Source organism: Sphingomonas sp. MM-1, assembly GCF_000347675.2.
Taxonomy (GTDB): Bacteria; Pseudomonadota; Alphaproteobacteria; order Sphingomonadales; family Sphingomonadaceae; genus Sphingomonas_E; species Sphingomonas_E fennica.
The window spans coordinates 182,091-198,628 of record NC_020542.1; the positions used below are offsets into that span (position 1 = coordinate 182,091).

Genomic DNA, 16,538 nt, shown 5'->3' on the forward strand with positions numbered 1-16,538 from the left:
CTGGAAACTTCAGGAGAGAAATGTGCCCGGTTATGTATGGCTCGTGGATTTTTTCGGACTGCTTCTTGTGTTGCTCGGTTTCAACATGGCGTTCCGGCAGGCCAGCTTCAGGCGAGCTATCGGACGCCCGAAACCGCCCGCAAGCCGGTTGCGAGCGGGAAATGAGGATGAGGATCCGCTTACCTATATTCTGCGGATCGCCGGCGTCATGATGATGGTCTTCGGTATCGCGATTGGCGGTATGCTGACCTTGTTCAATCTGGCGCGATGAGTAGTCGGGATTGAGGCTCGATGTTCTGATCGCTGCGGCCAGGATGGCTTTGGTTTAGGCGAATACGGAGCGGGCCGATGACGCATGAATATGATGATCCAATCAATCCCGAAGCGGTCGCCGCCGCCGCGCGGCGCATCGCCGAACGTCACCGCGTCGAGGATCGACCGCTTGATCTGCTTGTCGAAGAGGTCGTGCTCGAACGCTTCTGCGGCTGCGTGACGTCGGCCAATGACAGTCGCAGCGCTTCGATCCTGGCTGGGCGGGATCGATGTAATGCCACTCGACCTTGTTCTTGCTGGCCCACTGCAGGATCGCCCGGCTCGTAAATTCAGTGCCATTGTCACTGACGATGCAAGCAGGTTTCCCATGGAGGCGAACCAGCGCATCCAGTTCGCGCGCCACTCGAGCCCCCGAGATGCTGGTGTCCGCTGCCAAGCACAGGTTCTCCCGGCAGCAATCATCGTTGATCGCCAGAATCCTGAACTTGCGCGACGCGCCAAACGTATCGGCGACAAAATCCATCGACCAGCGGTCACCTGGGCGAAGTGCCCCCGGCACCGGTGTCCGACTGCCCCGGGCGCGCTTGCGGCCGCGACGTCGGCGCACAGACAAGCCTTCCTCCCGATATAGCCGGTAGAGCTTCTTGTGGTTCATGCTCATGCCCTTGCGCTCCAGCATGACGCCGATCCGACGATAGCCGAACCGACGGCGCTGCCCTGCGATTTCTCGCATCGCTTCGCGGATGGCTCCGTGGTCCGGCGGGCGTTCACGCCTGACCGTCTTGGGATCGACGCCAATCAGCACGCAGGCCCGGCGCTGTGAGACCTGGTAGTCCCGCATCACACCGAGCGCCACGTCGCGCCGCTGGCCCGGCGTCGTCAGCCTTTTCCCAGCAGGTCTTTCAGGATCGCATTGTCCAGCATGCTGTCGGCCAGGAGCCGCTTCAGCTTGCCGTTCTCGTCCTCCAATTGCCGCAACCGATGGGCATCGGAAACCTCCATGCCGCCGTACTTCGCCTTCAGCTTGTAAAAGGTCGCCGTGCTCAGGCCGTGCTTACGGCAAACCTCGACCGTTGGAAGCCCTGCCTCCTGTTCCTTGATCATCCCGATGATCTGCGCCTCGGTGAAACGGCTCTTCCTCATGCGTCTGCTCCTTCTCGTGGGCAGACTCTACATCAGAATAAGGGACCTTTCGGGGGGCAGGTCGGAGCACATAACCCTGACCGGCGAAGAATATCGCTGGCCAAAATTCTTAGCGTAGGATTTGGTCCCCTCCTGGAAACGCACCATGATCGCCATGTGCGGCATCGAGCGCGTCAGTCGCATTTGCGCCCGATGCCAACTGTCATGGATCCGTCCAAGCTGGTGACGGGGCGCGAAACGGCGCGGCAGTTTTTGCCCTTGCGGGGACGCCGGAGGGCTTTGCGCTCAGAGGCTGTCATGCACACCTGTTCATACAGCCATTTATCGGCAAAAGCTTGCCCATCGACGCGCACGCGGCGCCGGTAACGGGATTGGTACCGAGACTTTTCCTCCGGCGATAGCGACTGGAATGAACAGTCCCGTGAGCCGGGCGGCATCTGAGCAATCGCGGGCGAGGATAGAGCAGCCATCGACCCGGCTGCCAGACCTGCGAACAGAAGTTTGGTGCGCATGGACAAAAGGTTCACCGAAACTCGCATCCAAGTGTGGCGTTTGTCGACAGAACGTGGCTAGCCCACGAGCAAGGGTTGGCTGGGACTGCGCGGCATCGGACTCCTCGATCGATCACTGTGCAATTTGCGCCTCGCTGTCGTCAGACCGGGGTCTGAGCCAAAGACTGGCGACAAACCAGGCGAGCGCTACCGCCCCGGCAGAAAAGACGATATCTCCAGGAACCCTCAGCCACACCAGCAGATCGACCACCGGTTGCTGCATGAACTCGGCCGAGCGAGCGTACCAGTAGCCCTTGTCAATCGCGGCGATCAGCTGAAGCGTACCAAGTGGCAGCAAGGTCAGGAGCGCCATCAACGCAAGGCCGATGTTGAAGCACCAAAAGCTCGTCTTCAGCACGCCTTCGTTCCAGATCAGGTTCGGCAACATGCCACGCAGGCAGAACAGGACGAGCCCGACGCCCAACATGCCGTATACGCCGAACAATGCGGTGTGTCCGTGCAGCGGCGTCAGATTGAGACCCTGCATGTAATAGAGCGACAGCGGCGGATTGATGAGGAAGCCGAACAGGCCTGCTCCGACGAGATTCCAGAAGGATACCGCGAGGAAGAACATGACGGGCCATTTATAACGCTGCATCCAGGGTGTCGCGCTGCTCAGCTTCCAGTGTTCATAAGCTTCGAAGCCAATATAGGCGAGCGGCACGACCTCGAGCGCTGAGAAGCTCGCGCCAAGCGCCAGCACCGCGATCGAGGTTCCCGCGAAGTAGAGATGGTGCAACGTTCCCAGCACTCCGCCTGCCATGAAGATGATCGTGGCAAACAAGACGGCGACCGTGGCGGTGGGTGTCGGAATGAGGCCGAGGCGCGTGAAGAGGAAGGCGATGACCGCGGTGGCGAACACCTCGAAAAAGCCTTCGACCCACAGATGGACCACCCACCAACGCCAATATTCAATCATGGAGAGCGCTGTATGCTCATTCCAGAACAGCCCGGCACCGTAGAAGAGTCCGATGGCTACGGCGGATAGGAAAAACAGCATCGTGATGTGGCGGGATTCGGACTTCTCTTTGAGCGCAGGCCAGAGCGCCCGGCCGACGAGCACAAGCCAGAGCATCAGGCCGATGAAGAGAAACCACTGCCAGAAGCGCCCCATATCGACATATTCCCAGCCCTGGTGTCCGAACCAGAAGTTCCTCTCCAGTCCCAGTTTCTGCATCACCGCGAGCCATTGCCCGGCAAAGGAGCCCACGACGATAATCAGGAGGCAGGCCCAGAGGATGTTGGCACCCAGAGCCTGGAACCTCGGTTCATGGCCCGAGATCGCAGGAGCTATGTAGAGGCCCGTTCCCAGCCAGGCTGTCGCGATCCACAGCACGGCAAGCTGCGTGTGCCAGGTGCGGGTGATCGAATAGGGCAGGATCTCGGCCGCTTCATAGCCATAAACCAGCTGCCCCTCGACCTGATAGTGGGCCGTCATTGCACCCAGCATGATCTGCGCGAGAAACAGTGCGAGAACGACCCAGAAATATTTGGCTGTCGCCCGCATCGAAGGCGTCACCGCGATCTCGCGCAGCGGATCTTTCGCGGGGAGGTCGTGCTCCTTCTCCCTTCGTCCGTGCGTCACCGCATGGTGCCAACCCAACAGCGCGATGCCGGCAAGCAGGAAGGTGACGCTGAAGGCCGACCAGATGAATGTACTTGATGGTGGGCGATTCCCGACCAGCGGCTCGCTCGGCCAGTTGTTCGTATACGTTGTCGTCCGCCCTTGTCGTTCCGTTGTGGCCGCCCAGGCCGTCCACCAGAAGAAGGAGGTCATGGCGGCTCGGTGCCCTGCGTCGGGGACCGTATCGTTCTTCATGGCATAGTTTTCGCGCAGCTCGGCGGTGGCGGGGTCGTTGCCGAACAGATTGACGTAGTGCTTTGCCACCCGCTCGATTGCCACCGCGCGATCGTTGCTGATCGTGATGGTATCCGTGCTCGCTTCAAACGTGTTTCGGCGCATTTCCGTTTGCAGCCGCCGCTGGAGGAGCGCCTTGCGTTCCTCGTTTAAACTCTCAAAGGCGCCGCCCAGATCCCGCTGTGCCCAGAGATCGAGAAGTGCCAGTGATTCCCGGTGCAACCAGTCGGCTGACCAATCGGGCGCTACGTAGCCGCCGTGTCCCCAGATCGAGCCCAGTTGCATGCCGCCCATAGATTGCCAGACCTGGCGGCCACGCTGCATCTCGGCACGGGTGAAGACGGTTTCGCCGTTTGCGGTCACGACCTTGGCGGGAAGCGGCGGCGCCTGAATGCTGATGTCGCGGCCAACCAGAAGCAGGACGGCAAAAGAGACTGCCAGCAATGATAGAAGCCAAATCCAGAGCTGACGTGTTCGATCCATGGTTCTCCCCTATGGGCTACGAGGCGGTACAGCAAAGCGACTAGCGCGCTGCGCGCCGTGCCATCATGCCGCCCGTGATCAATTCTTCCTGGGGGCAGGCTGATCCGATTGAACGACCGGACCGCCTTCCGCTTCCCACCGGTCGACACAGTCGCAATCGTCATAGGCCTCGACCGCCAAGGTCTCGGTGCCGGCTTTTGCCTGTGATCCTTCTACAGGCGGAAAGAGGATCGTCAGAAGCAGCACAGAGTTTTCCGCGCCCTTGACCGAGTGCGGCGCGCCTCCTTCGAGATAGACCCACTGGTTACGCCGCAGTTCGATCGAGCTTGCGCTGAGCTCGACTTTCACATGGCCCTCGAGGCAATGCAGCATGATGCTGCCCGGCACCTGATGCTGGCGCATTTCGGTGCCGCTCGGGATCACCAGCCGGATGGTTTCGAAATGGTCCGCCTTCACGATCGCTGTGGAATGTTCTTCATGTGTCGTCACGTTCTCGGGCAAGAGATCGACGACTTCTCCGGGCGCTGCGTGGTGAAGGGCCATATCGTTCAATTCCTTTCCGTGTTCGTGGTTTTATGATTGGAGCAAGACGGGCAAGCGGACTGCCGCGTGCGGTCCGGCTTGGAGCGTCCAGCGCGCAATAGCTTTACCCATCGCGCGCCGATTTGGAGTCCTGCGGCGATCCATGACCGCGACGCGCGGCGACGACCGAAAGGGAGCGGGATCGACCGGTTCACCACATTCTGGACAGAACATGTCACGTTCCTCCTTTTCGGCTTCGATGCGCCAAGACGTCAATCATCCATCTGGCGCCGCAGGGGTTTCGAACCGATCGGCCGCGTTACGCTCGAAGAGCGACGCGAGATCTCGCCGCTTCGTCAGCAGGTCTGCAAGCGTATAGCGGTCAAGTACCGCCAGGAACGCGCCGAGCGCCTCCTTCAGCACGCCCGTCAGCCCACATGCAGGCGCGACTGTGGAGCGGCGTGCAAAATTGACCCCCTTAGCGGGGTGATCGGCGTCTAAAATTGACCCCCATCATTCCAGAGTGTGAGGCGTCGCGGCTTGGGCTTCCAGGCGGCGAGGACGGGGATGTTGATTGTGGAGACTATTGCCAAGATACGCAGGGAGCACAGGGACGGTAAGCCGATCAAAGAGATTGCGCGTGATTTACGGTTGTCGCGCAACACGGTGCGCAAGGCGATCCGTGCTCCGGAGGCGGATTTCAGCTACGAGAGGAAGGAGCAGCATCGTCCGCAGACCGGTCCATTTCGCGAACGGTTAGATGAGTTGCTGGCGGAGAACGAAGAGCGCCCCCGGCGCGAGCGACTGCGGCTGACGCGGATTCATGATCTGCTGGAACGTGAGGGGTTCACCGGCTCCTACGATGCGGTGCGGCGCTATGCGGCCCGCTGGAAGCAGGAGCGCCACGCCGGTGGCAGCGGGGATATGAGCAAGGTGTTCATCCCGCTCATGTTCCGGCCTGGCGAGGCCTACCAGTTTGATTGGAGCCACGAGGACGTGGAGATCGCCGGCAAGCCGATGCGGGTTAAGGTGGCGCATATGCGGCTATGCTGGTCGCGGGCGCCCTTTGTGCGGGCTTATCCGCGTGAGACCCAGGAGATGGTGTTTGACGCCCATGCCAGGGGCTTTGCTTTTCTCGGCGGGGTGCCGACGCGCGGCATCTACGACAACATGAAGACCGCGGTGACGACGGTGTTCACTGGCAAGGAGCGGGTGTTCAACCGGCGCTTCCTGATCATGACGGATCATTATGGCGTTGAGCCGGTGGCCTGTAGCCCGGCGGCAGGCTGGGAGAAGGGACAGGTCGAGAACCAGGTCCAGACCGGCAGGGAACGGCTGTTCAAGCCACGTCTGCGGTTTGCCAGCATGGAAGAGTTGAACGCATGGCTGGAGGCCGAGTGTCGCCGATGGGCCGAGCGCTATGCCCATCCGGATATGGAAGATATGACCATCGCCCAGGCACTGGAGATGGAACGACCCTCCCTACAGCCGCTCACCACGCCTTTTGACGGCTTCTTCGAGAGCGAACATGTGGCGAGCTCGACCTGCCTCGTCAGCTTCGATCGCAACCGTTACTCGGTCATGGCCGTTGCTGCCCGGCATGCGGTGCAACTGCGCGCCTATGCCGACCGGGTCGTCATCCGTTGTGCCGGCAAGGTGGTCGCCGAGCATGCCCGCCTGTTCGGCCGCAATCAGACGAAGTTCGATCCCTGGCACTATCTGCCGGTCCTGATCCGCAAGCCAGGCGCATTGCGCAACGGCGCTCCCTTCCAGGACTGGGATCTTCCGCCGGCCCTGGCCCAGCTGCGCCGCAAGCTGGGCAAAAGCGATGACGCAGACCGACGCTTTGTACGGGTACTGGCAGCGGTGCCCGAGGATGGCCTGGAGGCAGTCGAAGCTGCCGTGCGCGAAGCCATGGCGGCGGGCACGGCCAATGACGAGGTCATTCTCAACATCCTGTCGCGCCGACGCGAACCACAGCCTGTGCAGGCGATCAATGTTGTCGTCGATCTCAGGCTCAAGCATCCGCCCATTGCCGATTGCGCGCGCTACGATACGGTGCGAGGCCTCAATGCAGCGGCATGAGATGTTGGCAGCCCTCAAGGGGCTGGGCCTGAAGGGCATGATCGCCGCGTTCGACGATGCCGTCACCAATGGCATCCGCCGTGACCGGACCGCCATGGAGATGCTTGGCGATCTGCTACGCGCCGAAACGGCCCACCGTGAAGCCGCCTCGATCCGGTATCGCATGACTGCGGCCAGGCTGCCGGCCATCAAGGATCTCGACGGCTTTGTCTTCGCCGACACACCGATCAACGAGAGCCTGGTGCGTTCGCTCCATGCCGGCTCGTTCCTGCCGGAACGGCGCAATATCGTGCTGGTTGGTGGCACCGGCACCGGCAAGACGCATCTCGCGCTCGCCATCACCGCTGCGGTGGTCCGCGCCGGGGCCAGGGGCCGGTTCTTCAATACCGTCGATCTGGTCAATCGTCTGGAGGAAGAAACCCGGCAGGCCAAGGCCGGCAGCCTGGCCGCCCAGATGGCCCGCCTGGACGTCGTGGTTCTGGACGAGCTCGGGTATCTGCCGTTCGCCCGGTCAGGAGGCCAGATGCTGTTCCATCTGATCAGCAAACTCTACGAAAAGACCTCGGTGATCATCACCACCAATCTCGCCTTCGGCGAATGGCCTAGCGTCTTCCAGGATGCCAAAATGACGACGGCGCTGCTGGACCGTGTCACGCATCATTGCGACATCATCGAAACCGGCAACGACAGCTGGCGGTTCAAAAACCGAAGCTAAGAGACGGGAAAAACCCCTTCCCCCGGACCCCCATCCCCGGCGGTTACCCCGGTGGGTCCACAGGTACCTCCCGCGGACGCCGCCGCCAGCGCTCCTGACGGCGCGCGTCGGCGTCCGCGGGTCCCTCCTATGGACTACCGGGATAACCGCCGGAACTCACGAAAAAGGGGGTCAATGTTGGGCGCCGATAGGGGGTCAACTTTGCGCGCCGGTTGACAGGCGCGACCACGCATCCGCCGCAGTCAACGAGATCGAAGCCGTCCTCGGTCTGGCGTATGAGTGCGCCGATGTTGATCTCTTCGGGCGGCCGCCCCAGGCGGATGCCGCCCGACCGTCCACGCACACTCTCCACATCACCACTGCGTGCGAGTTGGTTCACCACCTTCATCAAGTGATTCTGCGAGATTCCGTAGGCCTGCGCGACCTCACCGATCGAGCACAGGCGGTCAGGCCGCGCGCCCAGATAGAGCAGCACGCGCATCGAATAGTCGGTGAACAGGGTCAGTTTCATGGGGCGTTCCCACTCTCTTCCTCAGCTCGTCGCATTAAGATGTATTCACCTTGCATGTTTTCAGGGAAAAGTATAGATGCATTCGTGATTCATGATTGGAGTCGGGCGAATGACCGAGCTGGAACTGAAGGATGAGGCGCTCAAGCAGCTTGTCGACGCCTTCTACGCGCGCGTTCGCGCAGATGCCGACCTGGGGCCGATTTTCAACGACGCGATCGATGACTGGCCGGAACATCTCGAAAAGCTGGCGGCGTTCTGGTCATCCGTCATGCTCGCCAGTGGCCGATACAAGGGCCAGCCCGTGCCAGCGCACCTGAAGCACAGGTCGAGGATAACGCCAGCGCTTTTCGACCGCTGGCTCGCGCTGTGGGACTGTACGACAAACGAGATGATGGCGCCCGACGCAGCTGCGGCTCTGCAGGCGAAAGCGAAGCGGATTGCCGAGAGCCTGCAGCTTGCCATGTTTTTTCGGCTCGATCGGCCAAGCGTCGCTGACGGCGAGGCCGGGTCCATTCATTGCGAACGGCGAGTACCCACCCATGCCTGACATTCTACCCTATCGTTCGACGCCGGTGTTCGATCAGGACACGCTCCCGGCCGCCCTGCGGGCACGCCATGATACCAAGGCGGGTGTCTGGGGTTTGATCCGTGTTCTGAAGGGTGAACTTCGGCTGACCTATCTCGATCCACCGTCGGAGGTTGTCCTGACGCCCGAACGGCCCGGATTGATCCTTCCGCAGCAGCCGCACTTCGTGACGCCCGTCGGCGCCATGAAAATGCGGGTCGATTTCTATGATCAGCCGCCCGGCGACTGATCGTCGGGAAACTCGAACCCCTTCCAACAAGGAGAAGTTTATGTCGCAGCCTCTCAGCGATCAGACCATCGCGCTCGTCAAGGCGACGGTCCCTGCACTTGAAGCGCATGGCCTGGATATCGTGCATGAAATGTATTCCAGGATGTTCCAGAACCCGGAGATCCGCGACCTTTTCAACCAGTCGCATCATGGTGACGCCGGGTCGCAGCCGCGGGCGCTCACTGGCGCCATTCTCGCCTATGCCAGCAATATCGATAATCTCGGCGCGCTTGCGCCGGCGGTCGAGCGCATCGCGCAAAAACATGTCGGTCTCCAGATACTGCCGGAGCACTATCCGCACGTCGCCGAAGCACTGCTCGGCGCGATCAAGGCGGTGCTGGGCGATGCGGCGACCGATGAAATCTTGGGTGCCTGGGGGGAAGCCTATTGGTTTCTCGCCAATATCCTGATCGCGCGGGAACAGCGCGTCTATACCGAACAGAAGGACGCGGCCGGCGGCTGGAACGGCTGGCGCGATTTCCGCGTCGAAGACGTTGTGCGCGAAAGCAGCGTCATCAATTCCTTTGTCCTTCGCCCCGTCGACGGCGGCCCCGTCATGCGCCACAAGCCGGGCCAGTATCTTACCTTCTGGCTCGAAATTCCCGGACATCCGCCGGTCAAGCGCAACTACTCGATTTCGGCCGCCGCCAATGGCGAAACCTACCGCATTTCGGTCAAGCGCGAGCCGCAAGGGCTCGCTTCGGGCTGGTTGCACGACGAGGCGAAACCCGGGACGATCCTGAAGGTGGCCGCTCCCGCCGGCGAATTCTTCCTTGCCGATCATGTCGAACGGCCGGTCGTACTGCTGTCGGGCGGCGTGGGCCTGACGCCGATGGTGGCGATGCTCGAAGCCCTCGTTCAGAACGGCGCCGAAGTGCCGGTTCATTACATCCACGGCACGCATGACCGCGACACCCATGCGATGCGCGACCATGTCCGCGCTGTGGCGAGCCATGGCCAATCGATCGCGATCACCGATTTTCACCAGACCCCGCTCGAGGATGAAACAGAGGGCAGCGACTACGATGTGGCCGGCATAATTACCGATGAATGGCTGGTCGCCAGCACACCGGTCGCACAAGCGGACTATTACATCTGCGGGCCGCGTCCGTTCTTGCGTCATGCGGTCTCGACCCTGTCGCTGGCGGGTGTGCCGTCGGACAGGATCCACTATGAGTTCTTCGGCCCGGCTGACGAACTGCTCGCGGCTTGAGGGAGCGGAGGCATGGACGACATCATCCTGGCCCGAGCCATTCATGTCCTGGCGGTCCTTGTCTGGATCGGCGGCGTGGCGTTCGTGACGCTTGTGGTGATGCCGTCCGTGCGCGCCGCCAATCCGCCGGCGGAGCGGCTGGCGGCCTTTCATCGACTGGAGGGGCGCTTTGCGGCGCAGGCGCGCCTCTGGGTGCTGTTGGCAGGACTGAGCGGTTTCTGGATGATCTATCGCGCGCAGATGTGGGACCGCTTTTTCGATCTTCGGTTCTGGTGGATGCATGCGATGGTTGGGCTGTGGGCCATTTTCGCCGCGATGCTTTTCGTGATCGAGCCGCTGTTTCTCCACCGCCGAATGATGACATCGGTCAAGCCCGCCGCAGATTTTGCCCGAATGGAGGCCCTTCACCGAATATTGCTGGGTATCGCGGTTGTCACGGTTCTCGGCGCAGTGGCGGGAAGCCACGGTTTCTAGACTGCGCTTTTCGTATGGTTCCAAAATTCGTGCCTGTCCTCCCAAGGACGGGATCAGATATCCGCCCGGCGGCCCGCGCCAATCCAGCCCAATCTTCCGCCCGCCATCGGACTTTCATGGTTCGGAACCATCCTATGCGAAGTCGATTCCTACAGGACAGCCGCTTGAAGTCCCCCATTATGCTGACGCCATGGGATCCGCCTGACCCGCTCTCTTCCGCTCCAATCGCACAGCAAAGTGAAAACGCCATGTTCAACAAGCCCTTCATTGCCGTACTGGCGGCGACCATGCTCACGCTCGGTGGCTGCGCGACAGACGCGCGATACGTCGATCGCCAAGCCCCTGTCGCCGAGCTGAGAGACAAGGTCGTAACCGGCAACGCATCCTATCGTCAGCGCATCGCTCTGCCTGCCCGCGCGACATTCAACGTAAGACTGCTGGACGTTTCGCGCGCCGATGCGAGATCGGCGATCATCGCCGAGGAAACGCGCGAGATAGCAGGGCAGCAGGTTCCTTTGCCATTTTCGATAAGGGTGAAGGAACACAGGACTTGAAGACCAACATGCGTTACGCAGTCCGCGCGACGATTACCGATCCCGAGGGCAAGCTGATATGGACCACAGATACGGTCCATTCGGTCGATCCCACGCGGTTCGAGCAGGATCTCGGACGCTCAATATGGTTCGCGTTGGTGACCGCCCGGCGGCTTCAGGCTTGATCGGCCCGCAATTCAAGGTGGAGGATATCAATCAGACGGGTCTGATCGACAGATCCAATGTGACGGTGCAGTTTTCGCAAGACGGCCGAGTGAGCGGATCGGCCGGCTGCAACAGGTTCACCGGCGACTACTCGATCGAGGGACAGTCGCTTCGGATTGGGCCGCTCGCCGTGACGCGGCGGGCTTGCGTGCCGACGCTCGGAAACCAGGAAACCAGGTTCCTGGCCATTCTGCAGGATGTGACCTCATGGTCCGTCAACAGCAATGGGTCAGTGCTCTTCCGTGCCGACGACGGACGATACCTGGCGGCGATACGCTGATTCGACCGCAGTATGCTGAAGAGCGGCTGCCGCTCAGTCCTGACCGATCGGAGACGGAGGTCGAGCCAGTCTTGGACACAGGCTTAACGGTCCAAGAGCTTGATCGGCAAAAGTCCATTGCGCCGTCGCCAAACACAGGTTCAAATTCGGCCGCGATGCGTGGCGAGCGACGCTGACCACTGATTTTTTGGTGTTTACCGCGGGAGACGGCAGGGCAATAGTTGGGAACTTCCGTCCGACCCGCGTGTTGCTGGTTCGGCGCGAGCTGTGTTCCCATCGGGAGCGAACCTGCTGCTGCGCTGTCAGCCCGTGGCGATGACCGATGAGGGGGGAAATAGATCGGCCATGATACTGACCTTGACCGAGACCGAACGCCAGATCGCGCTCGCCATTTCCGTTGCCGTCGGTCTGTGCGGCCTCGTTCTCGCAGCGGCAGGCAATCAGGACACAATGGAAATCCACGGCTGGCTGATCCTGGCCATTGCCGCCATTTGCGCCATCATCGTAATCCGCGGCATCTGGGGACCGGAACCGCCAAAATCCCGTTTGCAAAGCTACTATGACGAGCCCATCAAGGCCGGCATCATCGCCAGCATGGCTTGGGCGGTGGTGGCGATGTTCGTGGGGGTCTGGGTCGCCGCGCTGCTGGCATTCCCTGACCTGACGTTTGACAGTGCCTGGGCGAGCTTCGGCCGCTTGCGACCGGTGCACACCAGCGGCGTGATCTTCGGCTTTGGCGGCAACGCGCTCATCGCCACCTCGCTGCATGTCGTGCAGCGGACCTCGCGGGCGCGTCTTCCCGATCAGCTTTCGGCCTGGTTCGTGCTGGTGGGCTACAACCTGTTCTGCATCCTCGCGGCCAGCGGTTATCTGCTCGGGGTTACCCAATCGAAGGAATATGCCGAGGCCGAATGGTATGCCGACATCTGGCTGGTGATCGTCTGGGTGACCTACTTCATCCTCTACATCCGGACGCTCGCACGCCGCAAGGAACCACACATTTATGTGGCCAACTGGTACTTCATGGCCTTCATTCTCGTCGTCGCGATACTCCATATCATCAACAATCTCGCGATTCCGGTCTCGCTGGGCCATGCGAAGAGCTACACCATCTGGTCGGGCGTCCAGGATGCTATGGTGCAGTGGTGGTATGGTCATAACGCCGTCGCCTTCTTCCTGACGGCGGGCTTCCTGGGCATGCTCTATTACTACCTGCCCATCCGGGCCCAGCGGCCGATCTTCTCCTACCGTCTCTCGATCCTGAGCTTTTGGGGCATTACCTTCTTCTACATGTGGGCGGGTTCCCACCACCTTCATTATACCGCCCTACCGCACTGGGTTCAGACGCTGGGCATGACCTTCTCGGTGATGCTCCTCGTGCCGTCATGGGCTTCGGCTGGCAACGCCTTGCTAACATTGAACGGCGCCTGGCACCGCGTGCGCGATGATGCGACGCTCCGCTTCATGATGGTCGCGGCGGTGTTTTATGGCATCTCGACCTTTGAAGGTTCGTTCCTCGCCATCCGGCCCGTCAATTCGCTTTCGCATTACACCGACTGGACGGTTGGCCATGTTCACGCCGGCGCGCTCGGCTGGGTGGCGCTCATCACCTTCGGCTCGCTCTACACGCTGGTGCCGTCCTTGTGGAAGCGCGAGGCGATGTATTCGCCCGCCTTGGTCGAGTGGCACTTCTGGCTCTCGCTTGCCGGCACTCTTGTCTACATTTTTGCCATGTGGAACTCGGGCATCATCCAGGGCCTGATGTGGCGGACCTATACGGAGGAAGGCACGCTAGCCTACTCCTTCCTGGATTCGCTCAGAGCCATGTATCCCTATTACATCGCGCGTACGCTCGGCGGCCTCCTGTTCCTGATCGGTGCTGTGATCGGCGCCTACAATATGTGGAGGACCATTCGCGCCGCCTCGGCCCAGGCGCCGTTCGAAGGCGACGTCCCGCTACAGGCCGCGACGGCGGCGGGGAGGGCCTGAGCCGTGGCGGAACTGTTTCATCGCAAGCTCGAACGTTCGGCGATCGGCTTCGTGCTCGCCATCATCGCGGCTGCCAGTGTCGGCGGCCTCGTCGAGATCGCTCCGCTTTTCACGATCGACGAGACGGTCGAGGAGGCGCCAGACATGCGGCTCTACACGCCGCTCGAACTGGCGGGGCGAAACATCTATGTGCGCGAAGGATGCTATGCCTGTCACAGCCAGATGATCCGGACGCTGCAGGACGAAGTTGAGCGCTATGGTCCCTATTCGCTCGCGGTCGAATCCAAATATGACCATCCGATGCTCTGGGGTTCGAAGCGCACCGGACCCGACCTCGCCCGCGTTGGCGGCAAATATTCCGATTTCTGGCACGTCGCCCATCTGACCAATCCGCGCGATGTGGTGCCCGATTCCAATATGCCGGCCTATCCCTGGCTGGCGCGGACGCCCTTGCGCCTCGCTGATCTGCCCTTGCACCTCAAGGCGCTGCGGGCCGCGGGGGTGCCCTACACCGATGCCATGATCGAGAATGCGAGCGTCGATGCCTTCGACCAGGCGACACCGGAAAGCTCGACCTCGTCCGGTATCACCGAGCGGTATGGCGAAGAAACGCAGGTTCGCGTGTTCGACGATGTGGCGACCGAGGTCACCGAGATGGACGCGCTCGTCGCCTATCTTCAGGTTCTCGGCCGGCTGACCGACGTGCCGTACAAGAATACGGCCGCGCCGCAGAAGCCGCCAGAGCCGGTGAAATGACATGAGGAGGCAGGCATGGACATAAGCCACGAGGCTCTTGTTGCATTCTCGAAAAGCTGGGGGCTGTTCTACCTCATCGGTCTGATGATCGGTGTCCTCATTTATACGTTCCGGCCGTCCAATCGTGGCAAGTTCAACCGAGCCAAACAAAGCGTTCTCGATCAGGACGACAAGCCATGGACGTAGAGCGCGATCCCGTCAGCGGTCATGAAACGACCGGCCATGTCTGGAATGGCATCAAGGAGCTCGATACGCCGGTCCCCAAGGGTGTGCTGATTTTTCTGATCGTCACCCATCTCTTCGCTTTCGCCTGGTGGATTCTCATGCCGACTTGGCCCTTGGGCGACGCCTACACCAAGGGAATTCTCAACATCGACCAGCGCACCTCGGTCGAAAAGCACCTGGTCGATTCGCAGGCGGGACGGGCCGACTGGATAAAGCGGATCGAAAGCGAGAACCTCGAGCAGATCGCGGCCGACCCCCGGCTCATGACCATCGTGCGTAGCACCGGCCACCGGTTGTTCGGCGACAACTGCGCCGCCTGCCACGGCATCAATGCCAAGGGGGGTTATGGTTATCCCGATCTGACCGATGACGACTGGATCTGGGGCGGCGACCTTGAGACGATCGCGCAGACCATGCGCGTTGGGGTCAATGTGGAGCATCCGCAGGGGCGCGTCTCGCAGATGCCCTCGTTCGGACGCGACGGGATACTCGATGCCGATCAGGTCAGTCTGGCGGCCAACTATGTCTACGCCTTGTCGCATCCCAAGTTCGTGACGAATGCCAATCGGACGTCGATTGTATCGGGGCGCGAGGTCTTCATGGCCAATTGCGCGATTTGCCATGGCGAGGATGCGCGCGGGAAGCGCGATGTCGGCGCTCCCAATCTGACGGACGCGCGTTGGATCTATGGAGGAGACATCGATCAGATCGTGGAGACCGTCCATGGCGGACGCCAGGGGCATATGCCGACATGGGACGAGCGGCTTACGGACTCGGATATCAAGATATTGGCGCTCTATGTTCATTCGCTGAGCGCGCCTCAGCGATGACGGCCATGCGATCCCGATCCCGGTGGCTGGTCTGGACGCTGGTGGCAGCAGGCCTTTTGCTGTTCGTTCTTGCGAACGCGCATTTTTTCTACGTCGCCTTTCGCTCGCAGCCCGAATGCGTGGGACATTTGAAGGAACGCGCGAACGGGAGCGGGCAGTATCGCGCGGCGAAATCGGCATGCTGAAAGGTAGCGGGACATGAGCGATAAAAGCCCCTCTTATGGCTTGCTGAGCCAGACCTCGGGCATCGAGGAGACGAAGAGCGCGCGGTTTCAGCGCCATCTTCCCGCTTCCATCGGCTTCCAATGGCTCAAGGCCGGATGGCAGGATCTTTTCCATCGGCCGATGCCGAGCCTGGCCTACGGTCTGGGCATTTTCCTTCTGTCTCTCGCTGCTGTCGCGATGCTCGCGCTGTATGGCCGCGACTATATTCTTTTTCCCGCGCTCGCCGGCTTCATGATCATTGCCCCGCTGCTGGCCATCGGACTCTATGAGAAAAGCCGCAACCGAGAAGCGGGACGCGATACGTCGCTGCGCGAAATGCTCCTGGTGAAACCGGCGGCGGGCCCGCAGGTGCTTTTCACCGGGGTCCTGCTCAGCCTGCTGATGCTACTGTGGATGCGATCCGCGGTGCTCATCTATGCGTTGTTCTTCGGCGTGCGCCCCTTTCCCGGCTTGCCTCACATAACCGCCTTCCTGCTGACCGAGCCGGTGGGATGGATTATTCTCGGCGTCGGCACGGCGGTGGGCGGCCTGTTCGCCTCATTCGCTTTTGCGATCAGTGTTTTTGCCATTCCGATGCTCCTCGATCGCAAGGTCGATGCGCTCACGGCGATGGGAACAAGCACGGCGCTCGTCTGGAACAACCTTGCGCCGATGATCGTCTGGGGCGCCATCGTCCTTGCGCTTTTCATACTCTGCGCGGCGACGGGCTTGATCGGCCTCATCGTCATCTTCCCGTGGCTTGGACATGCCACATGGCATGCCTATCGCGCGGTCTCAGACACGCAGGCCTAGA

18 protein-coding genes and 2 pseudogenes are annotated in these 16,538 nt (G+C 61.2%); 15 read left to right on the forward strand and 5 right to left on the reverse strand.

The window, feature by feature from the left end; genetic code table 11:
- Positions 1–22 precede the first annotated feature (22 nt).
- The gene (locus G432_RS20095) at positions 23–271 is read left to right on the forward strand and encodes a hypothetical protein (protein WP_015449313.1); all 249 of its coding nucleotides are present in this window, start codon (positions 23–25) and stop codon (positions 269–271) included.
- A gap of 255 nt (positions 272–526) precedes the next feature.
- Here the strand turns inward: G432_RS20095 and G432_RS22805 are convergent.
- The 4 genes and pseudogenes from G432_RS22805 to G432_RS20115 all read right to left on the reverse strand — a co-directional run.
- Positions 527–1,416 (reverse strand): annotated as a pseudogene (locus tag G432_RS22805) (IS3 family transposase); the annotation flags it as partial.
- Positions 1,417–2,040: 624 nt separating this feature from the next.
- Positions 2,041–4,308: a nitric-oxide reductase large subunit gene (locus tag G432_RS20105; protein WP_015449316.1), complete on the reverse strand. Its 2,268-nt coding sequence runs from the start codon at positions 4,306–4,308 to the stop codon at positions 2,041–2,043.
- 78 nt (positions 4,309–4,386) lie between these two features.
- Positions 4,387–4,851: a cupin domain-containing protein gene (locus G432_RS20110; RefSeq protein WP_015449317.1), complete on the reverse strand. Its 465-nt coding sequence runs from the start codon at positions 4,849–4,851 to the stop codon at positions 4,387–4,389.
- A gap of 255 nt (positions 4,852–5,106) precedes the next feature.
- Positions 5,107–5,280: pseudogene (locus G432_RS20115) on the reverse strand (Rrf2 family transcriptional regulator); the annotation flags it as partial.
- Between the two features lie 117 nt (positions 5,281–5,397).
- On the opposite strand from G432_RS20115, the gene istA reads away from it, so the two are divergent.
- Both istA and istB read left to right on the forward strand, forming a co-directional pair.
- Positions 5,398–6,915 carry an IS21 family transposase gene (gene istA / locus G432_RS20120; RefSeq protein ID WP_015449228.1) on the forward strand — a complete coding sequence of 506 codons (1,518 nt, stop codon included), beginning with the start codon at positions 5,398–5,400 and terminating at the stop codon, positions 6,913–6,915.
- Positions 6,902–7,630, forward strand: coding sequence for an IS21-like element helper ATPase IstB (istB, locus tag G432_RS20125; RefSeq protein ID WP_015449229.1), 729 nt, complete (start codon positions 6,902–6,904; stop codon positions 7,628–7,630). Before istA ends, istB begins: the two co-directional genes overlap by 14 nt.
- Before the next feature lie 127 nt (positions 7,631–7,757).
- On the opposite strand, the gene G432_RS20130 is transcribed toward istB, so the two are convergent.
- Positions 7,758–8,141: an Rrf2 family transcriptional regulator gene (locus tag G432_RS20130; protein ID WP_015449318.1), complete on the reverse strand. Its 384-nt coding sequence runs from the start codon at positions 8,139–8,141 to the stop codon at positions 7,758–7,760.
- 109 nt (positions 8,142–8,250) lie between these two features.
- Between G432_RS20130 and G432_RS20135 the strand changes: the two genes are divergently transcribed.
- The 12 genes from G432_RS20135 to G432_RS20190 all read left to right on the forward strand — a co-directional run bounded on the left by G432_RS20135 (position 8,251) and on the right by G432_RS20190 (position 16,537).
- Positions 8,251–8,688, forward strand: coding sequence for a group III truncated hemoglobin (locus tag G432_RS20135; protein WP_004212701.1), 438 nt, complete (start codon positions 8,251–8,253; stop codon positions 8,686–8,688).
- Positions 8,681–8,956, forward strand: coding sequence for a DUF1971 domain-containing protein (locus G432_RS20140; protein ID WP_015449319.1), 276 nt, complete (start codon positions 8,681–8,683; stop codon positions 8,954–8,956). The genes G432_RS20135 and G432_RS20140 overlap by 8 nt, the downstream gene beginning before the upstream one ends.
- 40 nt (positions 8,957–8,996) lie before the next feature.
- On the forward strand, positions 8,997–10,208 hold the full coding sequence (gene hmpA / locus G432_RS20145) for an NO-inducible flavohemoprotein (protein WP_015449320.1): 1,212 nt from the start codon (positions 8,997–8,999) through the stop codon (positions 10,206–10,208).
- 12 nt (positions 10,209–10,220) lie between these two features.
- Positions 10,221–10,682 (forward strand): hypothetical protein, encoded by a 462-nt coding sequence (locus G432_RS20150; RefSeq protein ID WP_015449321.1) that lies wholly within the window; start codon positions 10,221–10,223, stop codon positions 10,680–10,682.
- 248 nt (positions 10,683–10,930) lie between these two features.
- Positions 10,931–11,236: a YbaY family lipoprotein gene (locus G432_RS23845; protein WP_015449322.1), complete on the forward strand. Its 306-nt coding sequence runs from the start codon at positions 10,931–10,933 to the stop codon at positions 11,234–11,236.
- Positions 11,233–11,400, forward strand: a complete 168-nt coding sequence (locus G432_RS23850; RefSeq protein ID WP_015449323.1) for a hypothetical protein — start codon at positions 11,233–11,235, stop codon at positions 11,398–11,400. The genes G432_RS23845 and G432_RS23850 overlap by 4 nt, the downstream gene beginning before the upstream one ends.
- The gene (locus tag G432_RS20160; RefSeq protein ID WP_051128865.1) at positions 11,397–11,720 is read left to right on the forward strand and encodes an META domain-containing protein; all 324 of its coding nucleotides are present in this window, start codon (positions 11,397–11,399) and stop codon (positions 11,718–11,720) included. Before G432_RS23850 ends, G432_RS20160 begins: the two co-directional genes overlap by 4 nt.
- A gap of 345 nt (positions 11,721–12,065) precedes the next feature.
- Positions 12,066–13,709, forward strand: a complete 1,644-nt coding sequence (ccoN, locus tag G432_RS20165; RefSeq protein WP_004212708.1) for a cytochrome-c oxidase, cbb3-type subunit I — start codon at positions 12,066–12,068, stop codon at positions 13,707–13,709.
- A 3-nt stretch (positions 13,710–13,712) separates the two neighbouring features.
- Positions 13,713–14,465, forward strand: a complete 753-nt coding sequence (gene ccoO, locus G432_RS20170) for a cytochrome-c oxidase, cbb3-type subunit II (protein ID WP_004212709.1) — start codon at positions 13,713–13,715, stop codon at positions 14,463–14,465.
- A 15-nt stretch (positions 14,466–14,480) separates the two neighbouring features.
- A complete protein-coding gene (locus tag G432_RS20175) occupies positions 14,481–14,651 on the forward strand; it encodes a cbb3-type cytochrome c oxidase subunit 3 (protein ID WP_004212711.1) in 171 nt (56 codons plus the stop codon).
- On the forward strand, positions 14,642–15,520 hold the full coding sequence (ccoP, locus tag G432_RS20180; protein WP_015449325.1) for a cytochrome-c oxidase, cbb3-type subunit III: 879 nt from the start codon (positions 14,642–14,644) through the stop codon (positions 15,518–15,520). Before G432_RS20175 ends, ccoP begins: the two co-directional genes overlap by 10 nt.
- Before the next feature lie 198 nt (positions 15,521–15,718).
- On the forward strand, positions 15,719–16,537 hold the full coding sequence (locus tag G432_RS20190) for a DUF2189 domain-containing protein (RefSeq protein WP_004212715.1): 819 nt from the start codon (positions 15,719–15,721) through the stop codon (positions 16,535–16,537).
- The last annotated feature ends 1 nt before the right edge of the window (position 16,538 follow it).

What these genes read in the sequence shown, in the direction of transcription:
- G432_RS20105 (WP_015449316.1), bottom strand. Translation starts at nt 4,308, where the DNA reads ATGGATCGAACACGTCAGCTCTGGATTTGGCTTCTATCATTGCTGGCA.
- G432_RS20110 (WP_015449317.1), bottom strand. Translation starts at nt 4,851, where the DNA reads ATGGCCCTTCACCACGCAGCGCCCGGAGAAGTCGTCGATCTCTTGCCC.
- istA (WP_015449228.1), top strand. Translation starts at nt 5,398, where the DNA reads ATGTTGATTGTGGAGACTATTGCCAAGATACGCAGGGAGCACAGGGAC.
- istB (WP_015449229.1), top strand. Translation starts at nt 6,902, where the DNA reads ATGCAGCGGCATGAGATGTTGGCAGCCCTCAAGGGGCTGGGCCTGAAG.
- G432_RS20130 (WP_015449318.1), bottom strand. Translation starts at nt 8,141, where the DNA reads ATGAAACTGACCCTGTTCACCGACTATTCGATGCGCGTGCTGCTCTAT.
- G432_RS20135 (WP_004212701.1), top strand. Translation starts at nt 8,251, where the DNA reads ATGACCGAGCTGGAACTGAAGGATGAGGCGCTCAAGCAGCTTGTCGAC.
- G432_RS20140 (WP_015449319.1), top strand. Translation starts at nt 8,681, where the DNA reads ATGCCTGACATTCTACCCTATCGTTCGACGCCGGTGTTCGATCAGGAC.
- hmpA (WP_015449320.1), top strand. Translation starts at nt 8,997, where the DNA reads ATGTCGCAGCCTCTCAGCGATCAGACCATCGCGCTCGTCAAGGCGACG.
- G432_RS20150 (WP_015449321.1), top strand. Translation starts at nt 10,221, where the DNA reads ATGGACGACATCATCCTGGCCCGAGCCATTCATGTCCTGGCGGTCCTT.
- G432_RS23845 (WP_015449322.1), top strand. Translation starts at nt 10,931, where the DNA reads ATGTTCAACAAGCCCTTCATTGCCGTACTGGCGGCGACCATGCTCACG.
- ccoN (WP_004212708.1), top strand. Translation starts at nt 12,066, where the DNA reads ATGATACTGACCTTGACCGAGACCGAACGCCAGATCGCGCTCGCCATT.
- G432_RS20175 (WP_004212711.1), top strand. Translation starts at nt 14,481, where the DNA reads ATGGACATAAGCCACGAGGCTCTTGTTGCATTCTCGAAAAGCTGGGGG.
- ccoP (WP_015449325.1), top strand. Translation starts at nt 14,642, where the DNA reads ATGGACGTAGAGCGCGATCCCGTCAGCGGTCATGAAACGACCGGCCAT.
- G432_RS20190 (WP_004212715.1), top strand. Translation starts at nt 15,719, where the DNA reads ATGAGCGATAAAAGCCCCTCTTATGGCTTGCTGAGCCAGACCTCGGGC.